This window comes from Aeromonas sp. CU5, assembly GCF_002586745.1.
In the GTDB taxonomy this organism is placed as follows: domain Bacteria; phylum Pseudomonadota; class Gammaproteobacteria; order Enterobacterales; family Aeromonadaceae; genus Aeromonas; species Aeromonas sobria.
Genome location: NZ_CP023817.1, coordinates 1617786 through 1641649, shown reverse-complemented (window position 1 = coordinate 1641649; position 23864 = coordinate 1617786). Strand labels below are relative to the sequence as shown.

Annotated in this window: 22 protein-coding genes and 1 tRNA gene; 2 read left to right on the top strand and 21 right to left on the bottom strand. The window is 59.9% G+C overall.

Features of this window, described 5'->3' with window-relative positions:
• Positions 1–50: 50 nt before the first annotated feature.
• On the bottom strand, positions 51–947 hold the full coding sequence (hypB, locus tag CK911_RS07280) for a hydrogenase nickel incorporation protein HypB (RefSeq protein ID WP_253860392.1): 897 nt from the start codon (positions 945–947) through the stop codon (positions 51–53).
• On the opposite strand from hypB, the gene CK911_RS21505 reads away from it, so the two are divergent.
• On the top strand, positions 834–1208 hold the full coding sequence (locus CK911_RS21505; RefSeq protein ID WP_253860391.1) for a hypothetical protein: 375 nt from the start codon (positions 834–836) through the stop codon (positions 1206–1208). The genes hypB and CK911_RS21505 overlap by 114 nt on opposite strands.
• Here the strand turns inward: CK911_RS21505 and hypA are convergent.
• The 18 genes from hypA to CK911_RS07195 all read right to left on the bottom strand — a co-directional run bounded on the left by hypA (position 1186) and on the right by CK911_RS07195 (position 19383).
• A complete protein-coding gene (gene hypA / locus CK911_RS07275; RefSeq protein ID WP_098969481.1) occupies positions 1186–1527 on the bottom strand; it encodes a hydrogenase maturation nickel metallochaperone HypA in 342 nt (113 codons plus the stop codon). The two genes, CK911_RS21505 and hypA, sit on opposite strands and share 23 nt — an antisense overlap.
• Positions 1528–1610: 83 nt before the next feature.
• The gene (gene hypE / locus CK911_RS07270; protein WP_098969480.1) at positions 1611–2615 is read right to left on the bottom strand and encodes a hydrogenase expression/formation protein HypE; all 1005 of its coding nucleotides are present in this window, start codon (positions 2613–2615) and stop codon (positions 1611–1613) included.
• Positions 2612–3730 carry a hydrogenase formation protein HypD gene (gene hypD / locus CK911_RS07265; protein ID WP_098969479.1) on the bottom strand — a complete coding sequence of 373 codons (1119 nt, stop codon included), beginning with the start codon at positions 3728–3730 and terminating at the stop codon, positions 2612–2614. The genes hypE and hypD overlap by 4 nt, the downstream gene beginning before the upstream one ends.
• Positions 3724–3975 (bottom strand): HypC/HybG/HupF family hydrogenase formation chaperone, encoded by a 252-nt coding sequence (locus CK911_RS07260; RefSeq protein ID WP_098969478.1) that lies wholly within the window; start codon positions 3973–3975, stop codon positions 3724–3726. Before CK911_RS07260 ends, hypD begins: the two co-directional genes overlap by 7 nt.
• Positions 3976–3980: 5 nt before the next feature.
• Positions 3981–6407: a carbamoyltransferase HypF gene (gene hypF, locus CK911_RS07255; RefSeq protein ID WP_098969477.1), complete on the bottom strand. Its 2427-nt coding sequence runs from the start codon at positions 6405–6407 to the stop codon at positions 3981–3983.
• Positions 6404–8287: a selenocysteine-specific translation elongation factor gene (gene selB / locus CK911_RS07250; protein ID WP_098969476.1), complete on the bottom strand. Its 1884-nt coding sequence runs from the start codon at positions 8285–8287 to the stop codon at positions 6404–6406. The genes hypF and selB overlap by 4 nt, the downstream gene beginning before the upstream one ends.
• Positions 8288–8291: 4 nt before the next feature.
• Complete coding sequence (gene selA, locus CK911_RS07245; protein ID WP_172953978.1) at positions 8292–9761, bottom strand: L-seryl-tRNA(Sec) selenium transferase; 1470 nt, start codon at positions 9759–9761, stop codon at positions 8292–8294.
• A 317-nt stretch (positions 9762–10078) separates the two neighbouring features.
• Positions 10079–10170: transfer RNA gene (locus CK911_RS21140), tRNA-Sec, on the bottom strand.
• A gap of 213 nt (positions 10171–10383) precedes the next feature.
• The gene (hycI, locus tag CK911_RS07240) at positions 10384–10875 is read right to left on the bottom strand and encodes a hydrogenase maturation peptidase HycI (RefSeq protein WP_111806812.1); all 492 of its coding nucleotides are present in this window, start codon (positions 10873–10875) and stop codon (positions 10384–10386) included.
• A complete protein-coding gene (locus tag CK911_RS07235; protein ID WP_098969475.1) occupies positions 10875–11288 on the bottom strand; it encodes a formate hydrogenlyase maturation HycH family protein in 414 nt (137 codons plus the stop codon). Before CK911_RS07235 ends, hycI begins: the two co-directional genes overlap by 1 nt.
• A complete protein-coding gene (locus tag CK911_RS07230) occupies positions 11281–12096 on the bottom strand; it encodes an NADH-quinone oxidoreductase subunit B family protein (RefSeq protein WP_098969474.1) in 816 nt (271 codons plus the stop codon). The genes CK911_RS07235 and CK911_RS07230 overlap by 8 nt, the downstream gene beginning before the upstream one ends.
• On the bottom strand, positions 12096–12653 hold the full coding sequence (locus CK911_RS07225) for a formate hydrogenlyase complex iron-sulfur subunit (protein WP_068979488.1): 558 nt from the start codon (positions 12651–12653) through the stop codon (positions 12096–12098). Before CK911_RS07225 ends, CK911_RS07230 begins: the two co-directional genes overlap by 1 nt.
• Positions 12654–12662: 9 nt before the next feature.
• Complete coding sequence (locus CK911_RS07220; RefSeq protein ID WP_098969473.1) at positions 12663–14381, bottom strand: NADH-quinone oxidoreductase subunit C; 1719 nt, start codon at positions 14379–14381, stop codon at positions 12663–12665.
• A gap of 65 nt (positions 14382–14446) precedes the next feature.
• Positions 14447–15400 (bottom strand): respiratory chain complex I subunit 1 family protein, encoded by a 954-nt coding sequence (locus CK911_RS07215; RefSeq protein ID WP_098969472.1) that lies wholly within the window; start codon positions 15398–15400, stop codon positions 14447–14449.
• Position 15401: 1 nt separating this feature from the next.
• Positions 15402–17285: a hydrogenase 4 subunit B gene (gene hyfB / locus CK911_RS07210; RefSeq protein ID WP_098969471.1), complete on the bottom strand. Its 1884-nt coding sequence runs from the start codon at positions 17283–17285 to the stop codon at positions 15402–15404.
• Positions 17285–17965, bottom strand: coding sequence for a 4Fe-4S dicluster domain-containing protein (locus CK911_RS07205; protein WP_098969470.1), 681 nt, complete (start codon positions 17963–17965; stop codon positions 17285–17287). Before CK911_RS07205 ends, hyfB begins: the two co-directional genes overlap by 1 nt.
• A gap of 277 nt (positions 17966–18242) precedes the next feature.
• Positions 18243–18893 (bottom strand): hypothetical protein, encoded by a 651-nt coding sequence (locus CK911_RS07200; protein ID WP_098969469.1) that lies wholly within the window; start codon positions 18891–18893, stop codon positions 18243–18245.
• Positions 18894–18996: 103 nt separating this feature from the next.
• Entirely contained in the window at positions 18997–19383 is a 387-nt protein-coding gene (locus tag CK911_RS07195; protein WP_042021615.1) for an MAPEG family protein, read from the bottom strand.
• Positions 19384–19807: 424 nt separating this feature from the next.
• On the opposite strand from CK911_RS07195, the gene CK911_RS21135 reads away from it, so the two are divergent.
• Positions 19808–20470: a hypothetical protein gene (locus tag CK911_RS21135; protein ID WP_157774540.1), complete on the top strand. Its 663-nt coding sequence runs from the start codon at positions 19808–19810 to the stop codon at positions 20468–20470.
• Between the two features lie 478 nt (positions 20471–20948).
• On the opposite strand, the gene CK911_RS07190 is transcribed toward CK911_RS21135, so the two are convergent.
• A complete protein-coding gene (locus CK911_RS07190; protein WP_042021971.1) occupies positions 20949–22142 on the bottom strand; it encodes an aromatic amino acid transport family protein in 1194 nt (397 codons plus the stop codon).
• Positions 22143–22746: 604 nt separating this feature from the next.
• A complete protein-coding gene (gene cra, locus CK911_RS07185) occupies positions 22747–23745 on the bottom strand; it encodes a catabolite repressor/activator (RefSeq protein WP_172953977.1) in 999 nt (332 codons plus the stop codon).
• Positions 23746–23864 lie beyond the last annotated feature (119 nt).

Here is a 23864-nt window from a genome sequence, read left to right as displayed (position 1 = left end):
CTAGCAAGATGTGACTGCAACTGTCATGGATGCAGTGGCATCACACCGGCTCAGGCAGTGGCCAGCCAGTTAAGCCAGGCATCCATCCCTTCACCTGTGGTGGCGCTGACCTGGATCACCTGGATATAGGGGTTGACCCGTTTGGCGTTCTCGATACAGCGGGCCACGTCAAAGCTGACGTAGGGCAGCAGATCGATCTTGTTGATCACCATCAGCTGGGCGGCGGCGAACATGTCCGGGTACTTGAGGGGTTTCTCTTCCCCCTCGGTGACCGAGAGGATCGCCACCTTGTACTTCTCGCCGAGATCGAAGCTGGCGGGGCAGACCAGATTGCCCACGTTCTCGATAAAGAGGATGCCCCCTTCATTGGCGGGCAGCTGGTGGCAGGCGTCGTGGACCATTTTGGCGTCCAGATGGCAGCCCTTGCCGGTGTTGATCTGCACGGCAGGGACGCCGGTGGCACGAATGCGATCCGCATCGGCGCTGGTCTGCTGATCCCCTTCGATCACCGCGCAGGGGCGCTGGTCAGCCAGCTGGCGCAGGGTTTCGCACAGCAGGGTAGTCTTGCCTGAACCCGGGCTCGACACCAGATTGAGTACCAGCTGGGCCGCCTCATCGAAGTGTTCGCGGTTGTGGGCGGCGAGCGCGTTGTTCTTGGCCAGTACGTCCATCTCGATGGCGATCAGCTGGCGCTGCCCCATGCCGGGGACCGACAATCCCGCTTCCCCTTTGCCGTAGTGCAGATCAGCCTGCAGATGCTCATGCTCATGCTCATGCTCATGCTCATGCTCATGCTCATGCTCATGGCTGTGGTCATGTGGATGAGCGTGGGAATGCCCGTGGTCATGGGAATGGCCATGATGATGCGGGTGGGCATGATCATGATGATGGTCATGGGGGTGATCATGGTGGTGCTCATGCGGCTGATCATGACCCTCGTGGCTCATCGGTGCCCGTACACCATGGTAGTGGTGATGGACATCCCCCTGATGGTGGTAGTGGTGGTGAACGATCAGAGTACGTGGTGCACTCTGCTCGTGGTCATGATGGTGATGCGCGTCATGAGCATGATGATGGTCGTGCTCATGACCATGTTCATGGTGATGTTCATGTTCGTGATGATGCTCATGATCGTGCTCATGGCCGGCGATCCGCGCCTGGCCGCATCCGCATACGCTACACATATCAACTTACCTCGATGTCGGTGATGCGCAGGCTATCGCCCTGCGCGACTCGTAATTTGTATCCGCCACACTCGGGGCATGCTTGCCCGCGCTCGGTGAGGGTGACCGTCTTGTTGCAGTCGTAACACCATGCTTCTGCCGCCTGGTGCAGGAAGTGAAGTTGGGCCCCTTCGACGGCGGTGCCCTTGGCGGCGGCCTCGAAACAGAAGGCAATGGTGTCCGGGTCGACGCAGGAGAAGCTGCCGACCTCGAGCCAGAGGGCGGTCACCTTGTTAAAGCCCCGCTGGGTGGCCTGTTCGGCCGCCAGATCGATGGCGGCCATGGCCAGAGACATTTCGTGCATGATGACTCCTTAACCGATATGGGGAGGAGCAGTGACTCCTCCCCTAATTGGGAAAACGGCATATGGGTGAGCGACATGGCCGATCAGCAGATCCGCGGGAGGAGTTCCCCCTGCGGCAGCTCCAGATAACGGCGGCTGCCCCAGGGGTTATTGAGGATCACCTTGTGGCGATCGCTTGCCTGCACCACGCCGATCTGGCTGGCGGCGGGGTTGAATTGCCGCAAGATGCCCAGCGCGTCCTGCGCCTGTTCGGCAGGTAGGGCCAGCACCATGGTCCCCTCGTTGGCGAGATCATGGGGCTCGAAACCGTAGAGTTCGCACAGGCCGCGCACTGGATCGCACACCGGAATGGCGGACTCCTCCAGCTCGATGGCCACCTGGGAGGCGCTGCTCCACTCGTTGAGTACGGCAGCGAGGCCACCGCGGGTGGCATCGCGCAGGGCGTGAGGGGTAATGTCTGCCTTCAGCAGCTCTTCTACCTGCGGCCAGAGGGTGGTGCAGTCACTCTTGAGTGTCGATCCCAGTTGCAGGGCGTCACGGGCCATCAGGATACAGGCGCCGTGGCTGCCGATATCCCGCGACACCAGAATGGCGTCACCGGCTTTAAGGTTGCGTACCGAGATGCCCCGGCTCTGTTCGGGCAGCGGGAAAGTGCCGACCCCGCTGGTGTTGATGAAGATCTTGTCGGCCGCCCCCTTGGGCACCACCTTGGTGTCGCCGCAGACGATGCGGGCGCCGCTTTTGGCAAGCTCAGCGGCCATCGACTCGACGATGCGGGCGAGATCGGCGTAGGGGAAGCCCTCTTCGATGATAAAGCTGGCGCTCAGATACTCGGGTTTGGCCCCCATCATGGCGAGATCATTGACCGTGCCGGCGATGGCCAGCTTGCCGATATCGCCACCCTCGAAGAACAGCGGCGAGACGGTAAAGCTGTCGGTGGTGAAGGCGATGGGCCCGCTTACCGGCAGCAGAGCGGCATCTTCACCGCGCAGCAGGATCTCGTTGCCAAAGTGGCGAAAGAAGAGCTGGTTGATCAGCTGGTTCATCTCCACGCCGCCGCCGCCGTGGCTAAGTTGGATTTCTCTCATTGCTCCTGGATCCCCATATATCGGTAGTAGGCATTGCAGGCCCCTTCGGAGCTGACCATGCAGCTGCCCATGGGCTGGGTCGGGGTGCAGCCCCGGCCAAAGACTTTGCACTGGTTGGGTTTGGCCAAGCCGCGCAGGATATCGGCGCACTGGCACGCCTTGTGGTCATCGATGGGAGTCTGATCAAGCACGAAGTGACGCTCCGCATCGCGCTTGGCAAACGCATCGCGCAGGCGCAGGGCGGAGGCGTTGATATCCCCCAGACCCCGCCAGCGAAAGTGATCGCGGGTCTCGAAAAAGCGCTCGACCAGCCGCTGGGCGGTTTTATTGCCGCTGGCAGTCACGGCGCGGGTGTACTGCACCTCCAGCGCGTAGCGACCCTCCACCTTCTGGCGCACCATCATCAGCAGCGCCTCCATCACATCCACTGGCTCGAAGCCGCTCACCACCACCGGCACCTGATAGCGATCAACGATAGGCAGGTAGATATCGGCGCCGGTGATGACGCTGACGTGGGAGGGGCCGATAAAGGCGTTCACCTTGGCAACCCCGTCGGCCATCACAGCGTGAATGGCGGGCGGCACCAGCACATGGTTGATATGAAACAGGAGGTTCTCAATCCCCTCAGCTTCGGCTGCTGCCAAGAGCGCCGCAGTCATCGGGGTGGAGGTTTCGAAACCGATGGCGAAGAAGACCACGGTTTTGTCCGGATTCTCTTTGGCGATACGCAGGGCGTCGAGGGGGTCATAGACCGGGCGGATATCGCTCCCCTTGGCCCGTTGCTGGGCCAGCGTGCCCTTGGAGCCCGGCACCCGGATCATATCCCCCAGGGTGACCAGAATGACGTTCGGTTGGCGGGCTAGCTCGATGGCCTGATCGATGCGCTCTTTCGGCATGATGCAGACCGGGCAGCCGGGACCGTGGACAAACTCGATGCTGGCTGGCAGCAGCTGGTGCAGGCCGTACTTCATGATGGTGTGGGTATGGCCGCCGCACACCTCCATCACCCGCAGCGGTTCGGGCAGATCCTTGGCCAGTTCGGTGATCTGGGCGGCGAGGGCGCGAATGACGTCGGGCTGACGAAAGCCCTGAAACAGGTCGTTCAAGGTCAGCATGGCAAGATATCCTGATCGGGCATCAGCGCCACTATTTGGCGGAAGCTCTCGAGGCTGGCCTGCGCCTCCTCTTCATCAATCTTGCTCATCACAAAGCCGATATGGAGCAGCACATAGTCGCCGAGGTTGAGGGGGTCTTCGAGCAGCATGCAGCTGACGCGCCGCTGCACCCCCAGGGTGTCGACGGTGACGCAGTTATCTTCGGGGTGCAGCTGCACCACCTGAGAGGGGATGGATAGACACATGGATTTCAGGACTCCGACAAGGTGGTACAACCGGCTGTGGCAGGTTGGTGCGTGGCAAGATGGTGGATGGCAAACCAGAGCTGACCGGCGGCGATGCCACCGTCATTGAGCGGCAGGGTTTCGCTGGTCAATACCTGCCGACCGGCTGCTTCGAGAGCGGGCGCCAGCTGGTCCATCAGCACCCGGTTTTGAAATACGCCGCCCCCCAGTGCCACCAGATAGCCGGGGAAGCGCTCGGCCAGGGCAACGATCAAATCGCTGATGGCGCGGATAAAACCGGCAGCTAGGCTGGCGATGGAGGTGCCTTGGCGCCGCTCGCTGACAAGGGTATTGATGAGCTCGGCCCATTCGATCTGCAGCGGCCCTTCCGCTGATTGGCTTAGGCCAAAGGCGAGGGAGAAGGGCTGCTCATCGGGGTGCAGCTGCAAGGCAGCCGCCTCCAGCAGGAGTCCCGCTTCGCCCTCGTAATCGGGGGTATCGATCACCCCCAGCAGCGCCGCCACCGCATCGAACAGCCGACCGATGGAGCTGGTGTAAGGGGCGTTGCGACCAAGATGCCAGAGTTGGTGCAGATTGCTGATCCGCTCGATAGGTAGCTGGCTTACCAACGGAATATCAAGGGCGCTGATCTGCTCCACGCCATAGGATTCGAACAGTAGCCCCAGCAGCTGGCGCACCGGCTCGCGAATGGCCGCCTCGCCGCCGATCAGCTTGAAGGGAGTGAGGTGCGCAACCCGCGTAAAGCCTTTCACATCGGCCAGCAGCAGCTCGCCGCCCCAGAGGGTGCCGTCATCCCCAAGGCCGGTGCCATCAAAGGCAACCCCCAGCACCGGGCTTGTGATCTCATGCTCGGCCATCACTGCCAGCAGGTGGGCGTGATGGTGCTGCACCTCGATATGGGTGGCGTTGTGCTCGCGGCAATAGCCCTTGGCCCACTGGTGGCTGAGGTAGCCCGGGTGGCAGTCCGAGACCAGCAGTTCGGGCTTGAGATCGTAGAGATCGCGAAAGGTAGCGAGGGTCTGCTCGAAGTGCCCCTGCATCGGCAGGCTGTGCAGATCGCCGATATAGGGGCTGTAGATGCGTTGGCGGCCGAAGGCGAGCGCCAGCTGGTTCTTCTGCTGCGCCCCGACCGCCAGCAGCGGCACCTTGACCGCCGCTTTCAGGCTGGGGGTGCAGGGGGCATAGCCCCGTGCCAGCCGCAGGGTCTGGCGCCGCCCGCCTGCCCACTGCACCAGACTGTCGTCGCAGGGGTGCAGGATGGGGCGGTTGTGATCCAGGATGCCGTCAATCTCGCCCCCGAGCTCCCTGACCACCGCCTCGCACTCGACAAGGATCGGGCTGCCGCGACCATTGGCGCTGGTGGCCACCAGCGGCATGGCACAGGCGTCTAGCAGCAGCTGGTGCAGCGGGGTATAGGGGAGCATGACGCCAAGGTAGGGGATGCCGGGGGCGATCCCCTCGGCCAGCGGCGCGGTTGTCAGTTGGGGTTCTGAGAGCCGATCATCGTTTTTGCGTTTGTGCAGCAAGGTGATGGGTCTGGCCTGAGAGGCGAGCAGCTGCCACTCTTCTTCGCTGCCGGTGACATGGAGTTTGGCCTCGGCAAGGGAGCCCATCATCACCGCCAGCGGCTTGCGCGCACGCCGCTTGAGCGTTCGCAATCTGGCAACACTCTGTTCATTGAGGGCATCGCATATCAGGTGATAACCCCCCATCCCCTTGACCGCAATCAGTGCCCCCGCTTGCAAGGCGCGGGCAGCAATTTGCAGGGCATCCTCGCGCTCGGCCAGCGCATCGCCGTGGCCGGAACGCCAGCTGAGATGGGGCCCGCACTCGGGGCAGCTTACCGGCTGGGCGTGGTAGCGTCTGTCCAGCGGGTTTTCATAGGCCGCCGCGCAGCGCGGGCACATGGCAAAGCCCGCCATGGCGGTGTGGGGCCTGTCGTAGGGGAGGCGGCGGATGATGGTGTAGCGCGGGCCGCAGTGGGTGCAGTTGGTAAAGGGGTAGTGATGGTGGCGATCCGCGGGGTTGGCCACGTCCGTGGCGCACGCCTCGCACATCCCCTGATCCGGCGAGATGGCGACCGTAGCGGCACTCTGCTGCTGGCTTGCCTTGATATGAAAGGCGCCGTCGTAGTCGGCATCCGGATCTTGGGGCAGTTCCTGTTCGCTGAAATGATCGATTCGGCTAAGCGGCGGCGCCAATTCCCGCAGTTCGCGGGCAAAGGCGGCCAGCTGCTCGGGGGAACCCTCGGCGCCAATAGTGACGCCATTGGCATCGTTCAGCACATAGCCGGTAAGGCCGAGGCGCAGTGCCAGTCCATAGACGAAAGGGCGAAAACCGACTCCCTGCACTATGCCGTCCATATGAAATTCGCGGCGCAGCCGGTTGGCCGCAGGATTGGAAGAGATAGAGAGGGCGATGGTGGCGCTCATGCCGGCTCCATTTCATCTTGAGTTTGTGGCAAACGCAGCACCCGGCGCTCGTTCTCCTCGCGCCGTACCCAGCCATCCATCTCCATGCGCAGGCAGAACGGAATGGCGTATTTACGCGACAAGCCGGTGATCTCCTTGAGGGATGCCATGTCGATCAGATCTCCCACCTGCTGGCCCGCCAGCACGGCGGCGACCATCTGGTTGTAAAGCACGGCGTCGTAGTAGATGGGGCCATCGAGCTGCACCAGATACTTGAGTCGCGCCAGATTGCGCAGCTGCTTTTGCAACGCGCCTTTTTGTTGCAAGCCCTGCTGCAGGGCCGCGGGCAGCTTGCGAGTGATAAAGGGATCCAGTTCCACGCCGCCGGGGCCCAGTTTACCGGGCTCGTACCCCTCCTTGCCTTGATCTCGCACCACCTTGAGCACCAGCAGCGCCTCTTCCCCCAAATCATCTTCCGACTCGCCACTGCCCGGTTGCCACTTGTCATGGTGCAGGCGAATGTGCTGCTCGCTTTTGAGCTGCTGGAGCAGGGCCTGAGTGACCGGCAGGGCGATGCCAAAGCGGGTCGCAAGCTCTGCGGCACTCAGCGGTTCGCTGGCCAGGGTGGCGAGCAGCTGGTCGCGGCTTTGGGCCAGCCAGTGGTTGTCCAGCAGCCACTCACCGAGGGGGGTGACCTGCTCTGGCTGCTGGTCAAAGCGGCTGGCCAGCACATAGCCGTTGAGCCCCAGTTGCAGGGTGGCCGGGTTGTAGTGCTCCAAGTCATCCGGTAGCTCGCCCAGCAGGGTGTGCAGCGTCTTGCGTCTGGCGGGATGGATGTCACCGCACCAGACGATACGGGCGCCGTGCAGCAGTTCGCTGCTGCCGTGGCGAATGATGGCGAGCGGCTGGCCGAAGAAGCAGGGGATGGGGCTGCTAAAGATCAGCCGTGCCAGCCGGGTGTCTTTTATTGGTACAAAGCGCGCTCGGCCATGCCAGCTGCCGAGGGCCACTTCCACCTCCTGCGTGCGTAGCGCCTTGCCGCTCAGGCTCTCGGCGTTGAGTCGCACGATAAGGTGGGTCGCCGCCTCGCACTGGCCCGTAGCGCTGGTAAGGCAGTGGCCGCGAGCCACCTCCTTGTGGGGCACTTTTTTCAGGCCCACCGCCACCCGACAGACGGCGCCAATCTCGTCGACACTCTGGTGATAGGCCTGCAGGGAGCGCACCTGCACCTCCCGATCGGCGGGGTAGAGGCGCAGCTTGTCCCCCACCTTGAGGCTGCCCTGCTGCAGGGTGCCGGTGAGCACTGTGCCGGTGCCGTTGGCGGTAAAGACCCGGTCTACATACAGTCGCGGGGCGGCCTGTTCGCGGGGAGCATGATGCTCGGCCATATCCCCCAGCTGGCGCACGATAGCGGCGTGTAGGGCAGCCATATTCTCGCCGGTTTTGGCGCTGACGCTGACGATATCGGGCACCATGCCGCTCTCGTCCATCACCCGCTCCAGCAGGCTCTCCTCAAGGAGCTCCAGCTCGTCGGGGGAGACCAGATCGCACTTGTTGATGCAGACCAGCAGGCGCGGCACCCCCATCGCCTTGAGCAGGCGCAGGTGATCGCCGGTCATCGGCATCCACCCCTCATCGGCGGCAATCACCAGCAGCACCAGATCCAGACTCCAGAGCCCCGCCACCATGTTGCGGATATAGCGCTCGTGGCCGGGCACATCGATGACGCCTATGGTGTTGCCCTGACCGTCGTCAAAGTGGGCAAAGCCGAGATCCTGGGTCATGCCGATGGCCTGCTCGTGGGCACGGGCGGTGGTGATGCCGGTGAGGGCCTTGATCAGCAGGGTCTTGCCGTGATCCACGTGGCCAGCCAGACCGATAACTGCGCGATAGGGGGTCATGGGATCAAGGCTCCTCGGTCGCACTTGTTGAGCTGGGCAACAGTAGCTCGTTAAGCTGGGCGATCAGCAGTTCCATCTCGGTCGGCAGCAGGGTGGCCATATTGAGCAGCACTTTCTGCTGGCGCACGGTGGCAATCACCGGGACGGGAAGTTCGCGCAGGGCATCGAGCAGCTGCTGGGCTGGGCGCGGGTCGGTGCACTCCAGCGCAGGCGCCGGATAAAACTCATCCGGCAGGGTGCCGCCGCCCACCACCAGCTGGGCGGGGACCGGCACAAAGCAGCCGGGCAGGGCGGCCATCAGCTGATCAGCTCTCGCCTGCATGGCAGTCGGGTTGCTTAAGGTGCGCTGGGCGATGCCTTCGCCGATGGGAGATTTGTTGAGCTTGTGGATGAGCAGGCGTTCGAGCAGGGAGTAGATGATGCGGCTCGGGCGGAAGGTGCGCATCATGGGGTGTTTTTCCAGCCGCTTGATGAGATCGCTGCGGCCGCTGATGATGCCCGATTGCGGGCCCCCCAGCAGCTTGTCGCCGGAGTAGCAGACCAGATCTGCCCCCGCCTTGATGTACTGGCGCACCGAGGTTTCATCCGGTGCAAACTCTTCGGTGGTCAACCCCGAGCCCTGATCCACCGCCAGCACCACGTGCTCGGGCAGGGCGCGGGCCACCTCGCCAATATCGGGGGATTCGGTAAAGCCGCGAATGGCGAAATTGGATTTGTGCACCATCAGCACCAGCGCGGTCTGATCGGTGATGGCATCGAGGTAATCCTTGGCGGTAGTGATATTGGTGGTGCCCACCTCCACCAGCTTGGCGCCGGAGAGCGCCAGAATGTCGGGAATGCGAAAGCCGCCGCCAATCTGGATCTGCTCGCCCCGCGAAACGATCACCTCGCGCCCCTTGGCCACCTCCTGCAGCAGCAAGAAGAGGGAGGCGGCGTTGTTGTTGACCACCAGTGAATCTTCGGCCTGGGTGAGGCAACGGAGCAGGGGAGCGATCAGCCCCTTGCGCCCGCCGCGTTTGCCGGTGGCGAGATCCAGCTCCAGATTGTTGTAGCCGGTGTTGAGGTCACGCACCTCGTCCCACAGCTCGTGGCTGAGCGGCGAGCGCCCCAGATTGGTATGCACCAGGGTGCCGGTGGCGTTGATCACCCGGGTCTGACGCTGGCGCAGCTGCTGTTGGCAACGCTTGGCAATCAGCGCCTCGATCTGCTCGTGGGCAACTCCATGCTGGCGAAATGCCTCGCTCTGGCGCAGTTCGCTCAGGGTGTCGCGCACCGCCTGAGTCACCAGCGGGCGGCTCAGCGCCTCGATAAACCCGGCGAGAAAAGGTTGCTGCAGCAGCTGTTCTACTTGGGGCAGACGGCGCGTGTGTTGCTGGCTGGGCTGTTGCTCTGAATCTGGCAGTGAATCGTCGGCAGCCTGACCTGATGCGGGCTGGCGATGGGGGATGGCTGGCGCGTGAGACGGGTTCGGCATGGGATTACCAGTGCAGTGCGTGGGTTTGATATGCGCACCGGTTTGCCGATAGAGAGGCCGAGCTGACGGGTTATGGCACTGCTGGCAGTTTGCAGATTGCGCAAACAGGGAGCATAAATGAGCGCGTATAAAATTAATGCTTCATCGATGCTGATAAATTAATTTTTGGCCAGCGAGATAACCTGAGTTCGGATTATATTGGCAAGCGGTAAGCACCTTTTACTAAGGTATTCTTTCAAATATATTGAACAAGCGATAAAACATAAATGCCAGACCGATAAAGATCGGCTAAATGGTATTTGCTCAATAGATAAATTTGGCGGAAGAGGCAGGAATCGAACCTGCCAAAGCCTTCTCGGCTCACATCGGTTTTGAAGACCGAGGAGGCCACCAGACCCCATCAACTTCCGTAACGGCCGCTATTTTGTGGCAAATTTCTGTGACTGGCAACGCTTTTTTTATCATAAAAAAGCGAGGGTTAGCGATTTTTTGAAAAATTCAAAGAACCTTGTTTTATATCAAGTTCAGCACAATTAGCCCGATGTTTTTAATTTAACATCGGGCCTCGATCACATTGCCAAAAGCGTCAGTCAATAACGGTCGTTAACAACTCGATAAATAGTTATCGCTCGGCGTTGGCAATATTCCACTGCGCCAGATGTTTTATTAACAAACTGCTATCTTTGGCATCCTCCAGATGGCCATAGAGATAATCCATGGCCCCGCTCACCATCTCGGTCATCGGGAAGGAGAACGCCACTATGGCCGGTTGCACCCCGACAAAGATCACCTCTGGGACAAAGGTCTTGAGCTCGTCGATCAGGAAATTGAGCGGCATATTGTGGGTCGAGAAGATAAACATCTCGGCGATGGTCTCGGGGGGGATCACCTGCAGGGTGCCCGCCTTTTCGCCGATCTCGGCGGCATCCACCAGCACCACCCGCGCCGGTTGCAGCTCCCGTACCTTGTAGACCACATTTTCCGGCGCGATGCCGCCGTCGATATGGATCCAGCCGGGCAGGGGGGCGGCTTGCAGTTTGTCCGCCAGATAAGGGCCGGCACCGTCGTCCCCCATCATGGCATTGCCCACGGTCAACACAAGATTGCAGCCCATCAGCGGCTCCTTACCATCAGGTACATATGGGGATCGTTAAAGAGGGCGGTGAGCTGATCCATAAAAATGTTGGTCCAGCCCAGCTGCTGCTCATCAAGCACATTGTCGGCTTTGCGCAGCCGGTCGAAGGCACAGGCCAGCATGTGGCAGTGTTCGCGATAGATGGTGATCTCGCCAAAGGTGAGAAACCCCTCCATCTTGCGGCGCGCCTCGCTCCCTTCGGGCAGCTTGGCCACCCAGTTGCGATAGCCATCCTGCGAGCAGACCAGATCTGCCCGCAGGCAATCGACGATGCCGAGGTGGTGGCCAATGGCGAGGCTGTAGTACATCACCTCTTTGGCTTCTTCCGGCACGTCGAACTGCTCGTCGACGAACTTGCGCGAGAGGCGATAGAAGAAAACTTCGTCAGCCATGCACCGCCTCTCCCTTGCCTGCCGCCCGGTTGAGGCAGGCGTTGGCCAGGTTGTTGACGATCTCCGACAGGCGAGGGTCGCTATGCTGATCGAGATAGCTCTGGATGCGCAGATCCACATCCTGCTGGGTCGCCCCTTCGAGCAGCGCCATAAACTCGTCGGCGATGATCTGTCCCTGACGGTAACCGGCCATGCGGCGCGCTTCGCGCTCGATCATCACCCGAATTTCATTGGGGATGCCGGTGTGGCGCAGCTCGACCCGCACTCCAGGTTGCACTTCGTGGCTGGTGGCGGTCAGTTTCTGCTCAAGCAGACCGAGCGCCACCGCAAAGCCGTAGATGGTGGCGGCAGGTGTGGGCGGGCAGCCGGGGATATAGACATCCACCGGCACGATTTTGTCGGTGCCGCCCCAGACGCAGTAGAGATCGTGGAAGATGCCGCCGTCACAGCCGCAGGCGCCGTAGGCGATGCAGATCTTGGGATCGGGGGCTGCTTCATAGGCGCGCAGGGCCGGTACCCGCATCGCCCGGGTCACAGCGCCGGTAAAGAGCAGGATGTCGGCGTGACGGGGGGAGGCGACCACCTTGATGCCGAAGCGCTCGGCATCGAACAGCGGGGTGATGGTGGCGAAGATCTCGATCTCGCAGGCGTTGCAGCCGCCGCAATCGACCCGATAGACATAGGCCGAGCGGCGAATGTCTTTGAGCAGGGTCTTCTTGAGTTTGGTGATCTCGGGATCCTGTGCCAGCGGCACGGCGCGGGTATGGGCATGGCCGACAACCGGTTCTATGCCTTTGATCTTGCTCATCACATCCACTCCTGTTGTGTGGTCATCGGTGTGGCAATCGGTGTGGTCATGGCCGAGTCAGGCTGGCTCAGCATGCTCTGTTTTCGTTTGCAGTCGGGGCAGTGGTGCAGCCGCTCCGGGGTCGCCAGCGGGGTGCCTGCCTGCTTGAGGGTATCCTCCACCAGTGCCACCAGTTTGCTCGGGGCAAAGTAGGTGCCGCACAGGGTGCAGGGGGCCAGCGCGAAGCGGGCCTCCTCATACAAGTCAGCCTTGTTGGTCACCGCCAGCTCGAACTCGGGAGAGAGGGCGATGGCGCGGGTCGGGCAGACCTCTTCGCAGCGGCCGCAGAAGATGCAGCGCGCCATGGAGATCTCCCAGCGTCGCTCGCCGGTCTCCATATCCACTTCCATCACCAGCGCGTTGGCCGGGCAGGCCTTGGTGCAGGCGGCGCAGGCGATGCACTGATCCGCCTGATATTTCGGTTTGCCGCGAAAATCCCGGTTCACCTCGTAAGGGGCGAAGGGGTACTTGGCGGTCGGTGTGCCAGCCTTGAGGATGGTCTTGAACAGCTTGATCATGATGACCCCTTACTTGAGCGGAGAGTTTTTGCGGTCGATACCGTAGCGCTCGATCTCCTTGTAGGAGACCACGGTGGACTTGCCCTTCTTGGGGTCGACCAGGGTGACCCGATCGGTACAGGAGTAGCAGGGATCCAGACTGCCGATGATCAGTGGCGCATCGGCGACGGTATTGCCACGCAGCATGTAGCGCAGGGCGGGCCAGTTGGCGTAGGTGGCGGCGCGGCAGCGCCAGCGGAACAGCTTCTGGTTATCGCCGGTCATGCTCCAGTGGACGTTTTCGCCACGGGGCGCTTCGGTAAAGCCCAGCGCAAACTTGCCTGGCTGATAGGTGAACCCTTCGGTCAGCAGCGGCCCCTCCGGCAGGTGCTCGAGACCGAACTCAATCATGTCGAGGGAGTCGTAGAGCTCGTGGATGCGCACCAGCACCCGTGATTGCACATCGCAACCCGCCAGGGTCTGGATCTCCATCGGCAATTCGCGATAGGCGGCAAAGTCGTGGACCCGGCGCACGTCGCGCTTGAAGCCGCTGGCCCGCACCATGGGGCCGACGCAGCTGAAATCGCGGGCGATTTGCGGATCGAGGCGGCCTATCCCCACCAGACGGGAGGTGATGTTGGCGGTGTCGAGCAGCATGGCAACCAGGGGTTTGAGCTCATCACGGAGTTCCCGTACCAGCTGGGCGCCCTTGATGCGATCTTCCTTGAAGATATCGCGGCGCACCCCGCCAATCAGGTTGAGGCCGTAGGTCTTGCGGGCACCGGTCAGCAGCTCGGCCAGGGTCATGGATTTCTCCCGCACCCGGAAGAACTGCATAAAGCCGGTGTCGAAACCGGTGAAGTGGCTGGACAGGCCGATGTTGAGGATATGGCTGTGCAGGCGCTCTACTTCCAGCAGCACGGCGCGGATCATCTTGGCCCGCTCGGGCACCTTAATGCCCATGGCGTTCTCCACCGAGGTGGTGTAGGCGACGCTGTGGGTGAAGCCGCAGATGCCGCAGACCCGGTCGGTCAGAAACGCCACTTCGTTGTAGCCCATGCGGGTTTCCGCCAGCTTCTCCATGCCGCGATGGACATAGAAGAGGCGGTAGTCGGCGTCGATGATGTCTTCCCCATCGACGAACAGGCGAAAGTGACCCGGCTCGTCCGAGGTGATGTGCAGCGGGCCCACCGGCACGATGCGGTTGGCCTCATTGCCCAGCTCATTGACGAAGGGGTAGGTCTCGGTGTCGGTGGTGGGCATCGGGCGCTGGCGGTAATCCATGGCGTCCTTGCGCAGGGGGTGGATATCCTCCGGCCAGTCGTCCGGCAGCACCAGACGGCGTTCGTCCGGCAGGCCGACGGCGCGCAGGCCGTACATGTCGCGGATCTCCCGCTCGCCCCACACCGCCGCCGGAATGGTCGGGGTGATGGAGGGGTACTCCTGCTCGATGGCATTGACCAGCACCTTGACGGTGATCCAGCTCTTGGTGTCGCCCTCCATGGAGAAGACGTGGTAGACGGCGAAGTGGCCGTTGAGGCTGCGCTCGTCATTGGCAAACGAAACCGAGAGCCAACCCCCCTGCTTGTGGAAGATCAGGCTGGTGAGGGCCACCAGATCGGTGGGCTTGACGGTCAGGGTGGCCTGATCGGCGGTCTGCCACTGCTCGTCGATAATGGCGTGGGGCAGTTGCTGTCGCAGTTGCTGGATATAGTCGCAACCGATGCGATCCTGGATGGCGATGGTCATGCAGTTCTCACTTTAAATTCGCAAATGATGAAATCGAAAAAAGCAGCGGTGATGGCACTCATGAGTTATACCCCGACCAGATAGGCGAGCAGCGCCAGCAGGGCCAGCCCCAAACCGTAGCGGGTGAGCTTGTGGGTGCGCACGAACTGGGTGCGGGCCATGGAATTCTCGATAATGCCCGCGAGTGAAAAGGCCACCAGCAGCTTGCAGAGCAGGATCAGGGCAGCCAGCGCCAGTGCGGGCAGGCTCCAGTTCGCCGCCTTGCCGAAGGGGAGGAAGATCACCAAAAAGAGCTGCACCACCACCAGCTGCTTGAGGCCGATGGAGAGCTTGAGCAGGGCCAGCCCCGCACCGGAGTACTCGGTGAGCGGCCCCTCTTGCAGCTCCTGCTCGGCTTCGGCGCAGTCAAAGGGCAGCTTGCCCATCTCCACAAACACCGCGAAGGCGCAGGCGGCACCGGCCAACAGGGTGGCGATGGGCGCGGCCAGTGGCTGGTTGGCCACATAGCTGCTGATATTGCCCAGATCCGAGCTGCCCACCATCATCGCCATGATGAAGCAGGAGAGCACCAGAATGGGCTCCACCAGAATGCCCAGTGTCAGCTCGCGGCGGGCACCGATCCCGGCAAACATGCTGCCGCTGTCCAGACCCGCCAGCGAAAAGAAGAAGCGGAAGATGGCGAACAGGTAGATGTCGGTGATGAGATCCCCGGCGATGGGAAAGGGGGACTCGTGGGTCAGGGTCGGCAGCGCCATAGCCACCAGCAACAGGGCCGAGATCAGCAGCGCAGGCATCAGGTTGAAGATGATGCCGGCAGGCTCGGGGGTCACCTCTTGGCGGCGCAGGAGCTTCCCGATATCCCGGTAATCCTGCAGCAGGCCCGGCCCTTGGCGGGAGTGCATTTTGGCCCGCAGCACCCGGTTGAAACCGGTGGCCAGCGGCGCCAGCGCCAGCATGGCGATGGCCTGGGTCAGGGCGAGGGCAACCATGCCCCAGCTCGGCATTTCAAGAACAGGCATATCAGACTCCTACAGCCATCAGGATAAAGAGCGCCAGCACCAGGCCGTGCAACAGCCAGCCAGCGGCAGAGGGGGATGCGCTCACCCCGTGCAGGGCGGTAGCCAGATCGAGCTGGGGCTGTTTGCGATAGAGCGGGGCACAGAGTTGGCGCAGGGTATGAGTGACACCACCGGAGGTGAGGCTCATGCGCTCCTCGTAGGCGTAACCGCAGGCCCAAGGCGTGCCAGCGTGACGACGACCCAGCTTGGGCCCCTTGAAGATGGCCACGACCAGCAGCGGGATGAGGAACAGCCCCAGCAGAGTGATGGCAATCACCGGCGGGGAAAGGATCGCCTGTGAGCTGTCGAGTGGCAGCAGGGTTGCGCCAGTGGCCACGCTCATCTGGCCCATGAGGTGAGTAGAGACGAGGGCCTGACCGTAGCCGCTGACAAATGGGGCAATCCAGGGCGCACCCAGACCCAGCACCAGACAGACCGCCGCCAGCAGCAGGGTGCCTGCCACCATGGCATTGGGTACTTCGCGGGCCTGACTCGCCTTCTCGCTGCGCGGTGCGCCGCAGAAGCAGATGCCATACACCTTGACGAAACACATCACCGCCATGGCGCCGGTCACTGCCAGCATCACTACCGCCAGCGGGGCAACGACAGAGGTGCCGAGCTTGGTCATGGAAAGCAGCGCCTGATAGATAAACCACTCGCTGACAAAGCCGTTGAGGGGCGGCAGCGCCGAGATGGCCATGGCGCCGATAAGGAACGCCAGCGCAGTCCAGGGCATCAGCTTGGCGAGGCCTCCCATCTTGTCCATGTCGCGGGTGTGCAGGCGGAACATCACTGAGCCGGTACCCATAAAGAGCAGGCTCTTGAAGATGGCGTGGTTGAGCAGGTGATAAAGCGCACCGAGCAGCCCCAGCACCACCAGTGCTGGTTGCTGGTTGGCGATGCCGATCATGCCGATCCCCATCCCCATCAGGATGATGCCGATGTTCTCTACCGTGTGGTAGGCGAGCAGCCGCTTGAGATCGTGCTCGGCCAGCGCAAACAGCACCCCGAGCACTGCCGAGCAGGCACCGAAGATCAGCACCATGTAGCCCCACCAGAGCTGGCTGGCGCCGAGAAAATCGATGCTGACTCGCAAAATGCCGAACAGACCGAGCTTCACCATCACCCCAGACATCAGCGCCGAAATATGGGAGGGGGCGACGGGCTCGGCTACTGGCAGCCAGCCGTGCAGCGGCACGAAACCGGCGCGCAGGCCAAAGCCGCAGAAGCTGAGCAGGAACACCAAAGAGGCCAAGCCGCCCGCCAGATGGTGCTCACGCAGCGCGGCGAACTCCAGCGAGCTGCTTTCGCGGCAGAGTAGCCAGAAGGCAACCAGCACCAGCGCCATGCCGATATGGTTCATCACCAGATAAAGGCGGCTCTGTTTGGCGGCATCCGGATTGGTCTTGACCAGCCAGTAGGTGGTGAGGGTCACCAGCTCGTAGCAGAGCAAAAAGCCCAATGCGTTGTCGGCCAGCACCATGCCTACCATGGCGAACAGGAAGAGGTTCATCAGCACGCCAATGGCTACATCCCCCTTGCCCTGATATTCGCGAATATAGGCAAAGGAGTAGAGGGAGACGGCGACGCCCACCAGGGTGATCACCAGCAGCATCAGGGCAGAGAGCATATCCAGATGAACTGAGCCCAACAGCCAGAGCTGGCCGTCGATGGGGGCGCCTTGGGCCAGCGCCTTGATGGCGGCAACAAAACCGGCGAGCGAGCCCAGCAGGGCAAAGCCGCTATTGAGACGGTTAGCCAGAGCGGGCAGCTTTTGCAGCAGCAGACCGGCGGCAGCGCCCAGCAAAAAGAGCAGGAGCGTGCCCATAACAAGGGGGGACAACATCAGCAGGATCCCTCAGTGGTTGAAGCGTCGGGTGAAACAGGCGCAGTCGTGACGGCCGAGCAAGCAGAGGCCGAGAATGCGGGGGCACCTTGCGGGTGAGCATTGGCCGCTTGCAGGCGGCGATCGCGGGCGGCGTTGGCGCAGGCCGTGTCGTTGACGATGCTCAGTGACTGGGAGGGGCAGGCCTCGATGCAGGCGGGGCCTTCGGCCCGAAACTCGCAGAGGTCACATTTGACCGCAATGCTGCGCACCCCGGGCTCCCAGCTCAGCAGATCCTCGCCAAAGCAGCGCAGACCGGCGGAGGTGGAGGGATTGCTGGAGCGGATGGAGCAGGGAATATAGGTGTCGTAACTGTTGGCCATGGCCACCGGACGGCTGCCACCGCTCTGGATGGCACCGAACGGGCAGGCCACGGCGCAGAGGTTGCAGCCGATGCAGAGCGACTCGTTGAGTTGCACGCAATCGCCGGTCTGGGCAATCGCCTCGACCGGGCACACCTTGATGCAGGGGGCATCGTCACAGTGACGGCACTGAACCGGCATGGTCGCCTGCTCGTGTCGCATAACGGTTAAACGGGGGGCTTGCTGCAAACCTTGCGCCTTGTGAACCGTACTGCAGGCCGCCATACAGGTGCCACAGCCAATACAAAGCTTGGGGTCAGCGATAACGAAGCGGTTCATAGCCTACCTTGTCGTGTCGCGAACGGAGAGAATAGGGGCAGGTTGGCAAAATACGGGCCAGATTGATCATAGGCGAGAAAATGGATTTAAAATTTTGTTTTAAAAGGGATTTAATTTTCTTGTCGCGCCGTGACGAAGAGGCCGAACGGTGTCGAAATGTGACGTTCGTCACTTGTGACGAAGGGCGGGGGAGGGATCGTCACATAGGTAGTAAACGAGTTGTCTATAGGTTTTGCGGCGATGCCAATCGGTTTGATGAAGGGCTGCGAGAATAGCGCTAGATGGCTGAAAGATACTGTTTTTGCATCGCCAGCCAGCGGCCGTTGTTGATCAACACCAGCTGCACCTTGAGCAGGGCCGCAATATCCGCGCGGTGCTTTTTATCGAGGTAGAGAAAGACCTGCTCTTTGGCGATCTTCTGCCAGGGGGCCGCCAGCGCAGGTTGATAGGCGGCGCGCATCTTGATGACCCAGTCCACTTTGCCCCTGTGCAGTTGGGCAAGGCCCTGCTTCTCATCGTTTAACCAGATGACCTGATAGCTGCCGAGGTTGCGTTCACACCACTGATTGCCACGCAGGCAGCCAATCACGGCCCCTTTGGCTGGGGGCCAGTTCGGGTTATCCCGTGGCTTGCCATAAATCGCCGCTTCCGAGAGGGGGGCGCCGACCTGCAGCAAGTGGGGATGGGTCTGATCAAAGCCCTTGATCCGGGCCATGTCGCCATCGACTGCATTCACCGACTCAATCAGCTTCTCGCAGCGGGCGTAAGTGCAGGGGATCAACTGAAAGTCGATACCCGCCCTGCCAAACCAGTCATGAATAAAAGGGCGTAATATCGCGGTGTGCTCGACCGCTGCCGCCAGCTTTAGCGGGGTTGCGTGGGCTACGGAGGTCAGCCCGACAAGCAGTAACCAGCCAATCCACTTCATATCGCACTCCTGAACCGGGCTTATGTTAAGCAGATGTGTTGCGACGACTGCCAAGAAGAATAGGGCAGCCCGACCGTGCCACCGTTTATCCGTGACGGCTGAGTCAGGGTAGCAGCGCCGTGATCAGGATATGGGCCGCGCTCACCAGGATCACCGTGAAGGTCAGCCCCATTCCCGCTACCCGATAACGAAAGTTTTCCGGCGTGCGGCTCATGCCAAAAGCGTGACAGAAGCGGCCAAGCAATAGGGCACACCCCAGTAGATGGATAAGCCAGGGGGACTGGCTGGTGGCTTCGACAAAATAGATCAGCAGCAGGGCGAGGGGGACATACTCGGCAAAATTGGCATGCACCCGCATGGCTCGCAACATGGCGGGATCATCCCCGTGCCCCAGCGCCACCTTGCGGCTATGGCGGGTACGAATGGTGCGGATGCTCAGCAACACAAACAGCAGGGCGAGCAGGGCCGCGTAAACAGGCAGTATGGTCATGTTATCTGGCTCTCGGTGTGATGATGGCGAGTGGCAGGCCTTAAGTGATGCAATATTGCTTGGCGTCTCAATGGCTTGCCTCTGAGGGTAGCAGCAAACTGCCGCAGCACGTCCGCCATCTATTCGCTCGCCATCGACTGTGCACAAAATGACTGCATATATTATCTCCATGCGCCTATTGAAGCTGATCTTTATCAAAAAAAGATTGAAATAAGCGCGATAGATAACTGTTTTTTCACTAATGTAGTTTTATTTTGGTATCATGCTCATTTGGCTGCGATCGTTATATTTGTATTTTTGTGTCCGATGGTTATGTCGTTTGTTAAGGTGGTAACTTCATATTAAACTTTGTGAAGTGGAATGTTTTTATCATTTATGCAAGTTTTTTGATTGCTGATATGCATTTAATTGAGGGTTTATAAAAATGAAATATTTTTTACGTGCATCACTTCGTACGGCGACTTCAATTTTTTTGGCTTTTCTAGGATTGATAGCTGTTGTGTCAATTTTTTATTTTGCAAAAAACCATTACGAAAAGCAGCAAGCAAAACCGTTTGAAGAAATAAAATACTGGACGGTTAGTTTAAAAGAGCCGATTGGAGTTGAGGTGCAGGCAAAAACTAAGGTTTTATCAGATAAATTACTGGTTTCTATCGACGTGATTGGATATCCAAAATATTTTTCAGATTCAAGAAATACAAATGCATCTCTCTTTTTTACATTTTTAGATAAAGATGAGTTTAAAATTATTTCTAGACCGGTGAGTTTGTCAGATTTTACAAAATTGGTTGGTGATAGTGGAGAAAAAAATGGTTTATCAATTCAATTTGAAGAGTATTTAACTCTAGATGAGTACAAGCGCTTTAGTCAGATGCAAGTTGGTTGGAACCTGATAACAACAGAAGAAGTTAAAGTATCTACTAAACTTGTTTTACTCGACCATTGTGCACCCAACATCTCAAAATCTGAAAGGTTAAAGCGACTGGGGCAATATGGAACAGTACGTGAAAAAGGTCGGGGGTTTTTCACTGCAGCAGAGCATTCGGTAAACTTTTTTTATGATGGTTCATTACTTACTTGTGAGTGATTATGTCTTTAAGGTACGTTGCAAATGAAGGTGTTTATGGATTTCGATACTATATTTAATTATGTACCCACAAGGATTCATAACCCACATGGACAAATCAGTGAAATTATAAATTTTAGATTGAGTAAGTAAATTCGAGTGAGCGCAGATGTCAGCGGAATGAAACTGACGATTCACGTTAAAAATATTATCAGTGATTGGGTGAGATCCTTTAGCGATATAAATAACTGCGTAGAAATATAATTCTAGAGTCATGTTTTGATTACATACCTGCTTATAAAGTAACGCTACTTGGTATGGCCTGATAAAAACACATTCTTGAGTAATGCTACGAGTAAAAAATTGAAATAGATCTATGGATATTTTTCTAAAGTTGGCAACTGGCTCATAGTCATGTTACCAAAAAGCCCCACCAATCTGATTGGCGGGGCTTTTGCTCTTTTGCTATTTGGAGTGGAGCATTGAATCGCGGCAAGGATCAGAGTGCGGGCAGCATTCCGAGGCTGACGCTGACCTGCACCCCGACGATCAGCACCCCCATGGCGGCGGCAAGACCCAGCGCCACTACGCCACCCGGGGCGCGGTAGTGGTGGGCGGGCGCCTGCTTTCGGCTCTGCCACACCAGTGCCACCGGCAGCAGCACCGCGAGGATCGCCAGCGCGATGGCGGCGTAGCCGAGTGCCATGATAAAGCCCTGCGGGAAGTAGAGGGCAAACAGCAATGGCGGCACAAAGGTGATCAGGCCAGTCTGGCTGCGGCCCTGCCAGTTGTCCTTGCGGCGGGTTACCTTGGCCATAAAGTCGAACAGTCCCAGCGTCACCCCGAGGAAGGAGGTGGCGAGCGCCAGATCGGCAAACAGGTGCATCGCCTGATTAAACGCAGGCCAGCTCACCAGCTTGCCGATGTTGGCCAGCAGGCTGTCCAGCGCCCCGCCGGTTTGCAGCAGCGCTTGCTGGCCGAGCAGACCGAGGATCGCCACCTGCCACAGCACGTAGAGGATCAGCGGCAGGGCAGAGCCCCAGACAAAGACCCGACGCAGCTGTTTGGGGCAGTCGCCGAGGTAGAGCATCACGCTCGGAATGGAGCCGTGAAAGCCGAACGAGGTGAAGATCACCGGCAGGCCCGCCAGCAACAAGCCCTGACCCAGCGGCATCGAGAGCAAGTGCTGCCCTTCGGCGCGGGGCAGCAGCAGTGCCAGCACCACCACCATGATCACCAGTTTCACGGTGAACATCAGCCGGTTGAGGTAATCCACCTGCTTGGTGCCGACGCAGACCATGCCGCCAAACAGCAGGGTAAAGGCCCAGGCCGCCTGCTCCTGACTGAGGGTCATGCCTGCATCCGCCAGCGCTTGGGCCAGCAGGCTGCTGCCGCCGCTGATGTAGGCGGAGGCCAGCGAGTAGAACAGCATCAGGATGCAGAAGGAGGCGATGCGCTTGCCCCAGGGGCCGAGCAGATGATCCGCCAGCTGGTGCAGGTACCACTTGCCGGTGTTGAGGCTTGCTTCTACTTGCAACATGGCGGTGAAAGCCATCAGGGCCCAGAGGCCAACCATCAGCAGCAGGGTGGCGGGGCCACCAAGGGAGGAGGAGGCCAGCGGCAGGGCCAGCATTCCGGCGCCTATGGTGGTGCCGGCAATCAACAGGGTACAACCCAGGGTTTTGGTATTCATGTTATCCATCCGAACGTAGCGGTGTCAGTGCAAACAGGCGGTGTCAGCAGTGACGTCAACAAGAGGGGGCCAATTGGCGTTATCAGCAGGCGCCTCCGGGGATAGGGCCGGAGGCTAGCAATATCGGAACGGGAACATCTGTACCTAAAACCTGTCACTTGTAAAAGATGGTTGCCAAGTTAGCGGATCAAAATAGCGGAAACAACCCCTTTTACACGGATCTTGTGCTGGTATGTGGCGTTAAGTGGAAATAAATGATGACGGTGGTGGCTAATTGCAGAAAAAAGCACCGAAAAAAACGACTGGCAGAGGGGGCTTATAGATACAGATCAGCCAAGTGGCAGCAGCGCAGATAGGGGAGCGGGGAGGGCGTTGTATGAACGCTGGCGTGGCGTTGAGGGGCAACAGGGGTGTGGCGGCCGGTTGTTTAGTCGGTCAAACCTGTAGAGAAAGCAGAGCGCGGCAGGGTTGTGGGGAGAAACATAAGGCTGCCGATCCTGGCAGCCTTATGTTCGCACTGTTTTTACTAACGGTTTTCACGAACAGTTGTCACGCACTGTTTTTCGCATGGATTGACAGCAAACCGAGTCTGCTGCGAAGCGGGTTAGCGGCGGCGCTTGAGGGTGCGGCTTACATAGTGCAGGCCGCTCTGGTATTCGCCGTTCACCGCCTTGAGTGCCAGCTCCAGCGCCTGGCTGGCCAGTGCATCGTGCTGCTGGGGCAGAGAGTTGATGCCAAAGGGGAGGAAGTCGAGCAGCCGATCATCCCCGAAGGTGGCCATGGCGAGCTGGCTCATATCGATCTCTTGTTCCAGCTCTAACTCCAGCAAGTAATCGAGCACCCCCTCCATCAGGATATAGGAGGTGGTGATCAGCGCCTCGGGCAGTTGGCCCAGCTGTTGGTGCAGATCCTTGATCAGGCGATACCCCTCAAGGCGGGAGAAGTGATCCCCCTCGCACAGGTGGCGCGCCGTGCTATGACTGGCGACCGCCTGTTCGAAACCGGCTTTACGCTGCGCACTGATCGTCAACAACGGCAGCGCGGTGATCAAGGCGATATGGCGCAGGGTCGGGGTGAGCAGGGAGCTGGTGAGATCAAAACTCGCCTTCTCGTTTTCACTGGCGACGGTGACAAACTTGTCGGCGGCCATGGCCCGGTCGATGGCGAGGATCTGGCACCCTTGCGCCTGCAACTTGCCATAGAAGGGGTCGTCAGGGGGCAGGCAGCTGGCCACCAGCAGGGCGTCCACATGGCGGCTCACCAGCATCTGAGCCAGCTCTTTTTCGGTGGCGGGATCATCTTCCGAGCAGACGATCAGCAGCTGATAGCCCTGCGCCCGCGCTCCCTGTTCGAGGCGCTTGGCCAGCTTGGCGTAACTGGCGTTTTCCAGGTCGGGCAGGATAAAGCCCAGGGTCTTGGTCTGGCCGCCACGCAGGGAGGCGGCACGACTGTCCGGCTGGTAGTTGTGGGCGGTGACCACTGCCATCACCTTGTCGCGGGTCGCCTGGCTGATGCGGTATTGGTCGGCCTTGCCATTGATCACATAGCTGGCCGTGGTGCGCGAGACACCGGCGAGGGCGGCGATTTCATCCAGTTTCATCATATTGGCTCTGTTTGAGTTGCAAGGCCCACGGTCACTGCCGGGTGAGGGCACCGAAAAGTGTGCGCGGGATCATATCATTGAAAAGCACTGGATACGGGCACTTGATCAATTCGCTGAAA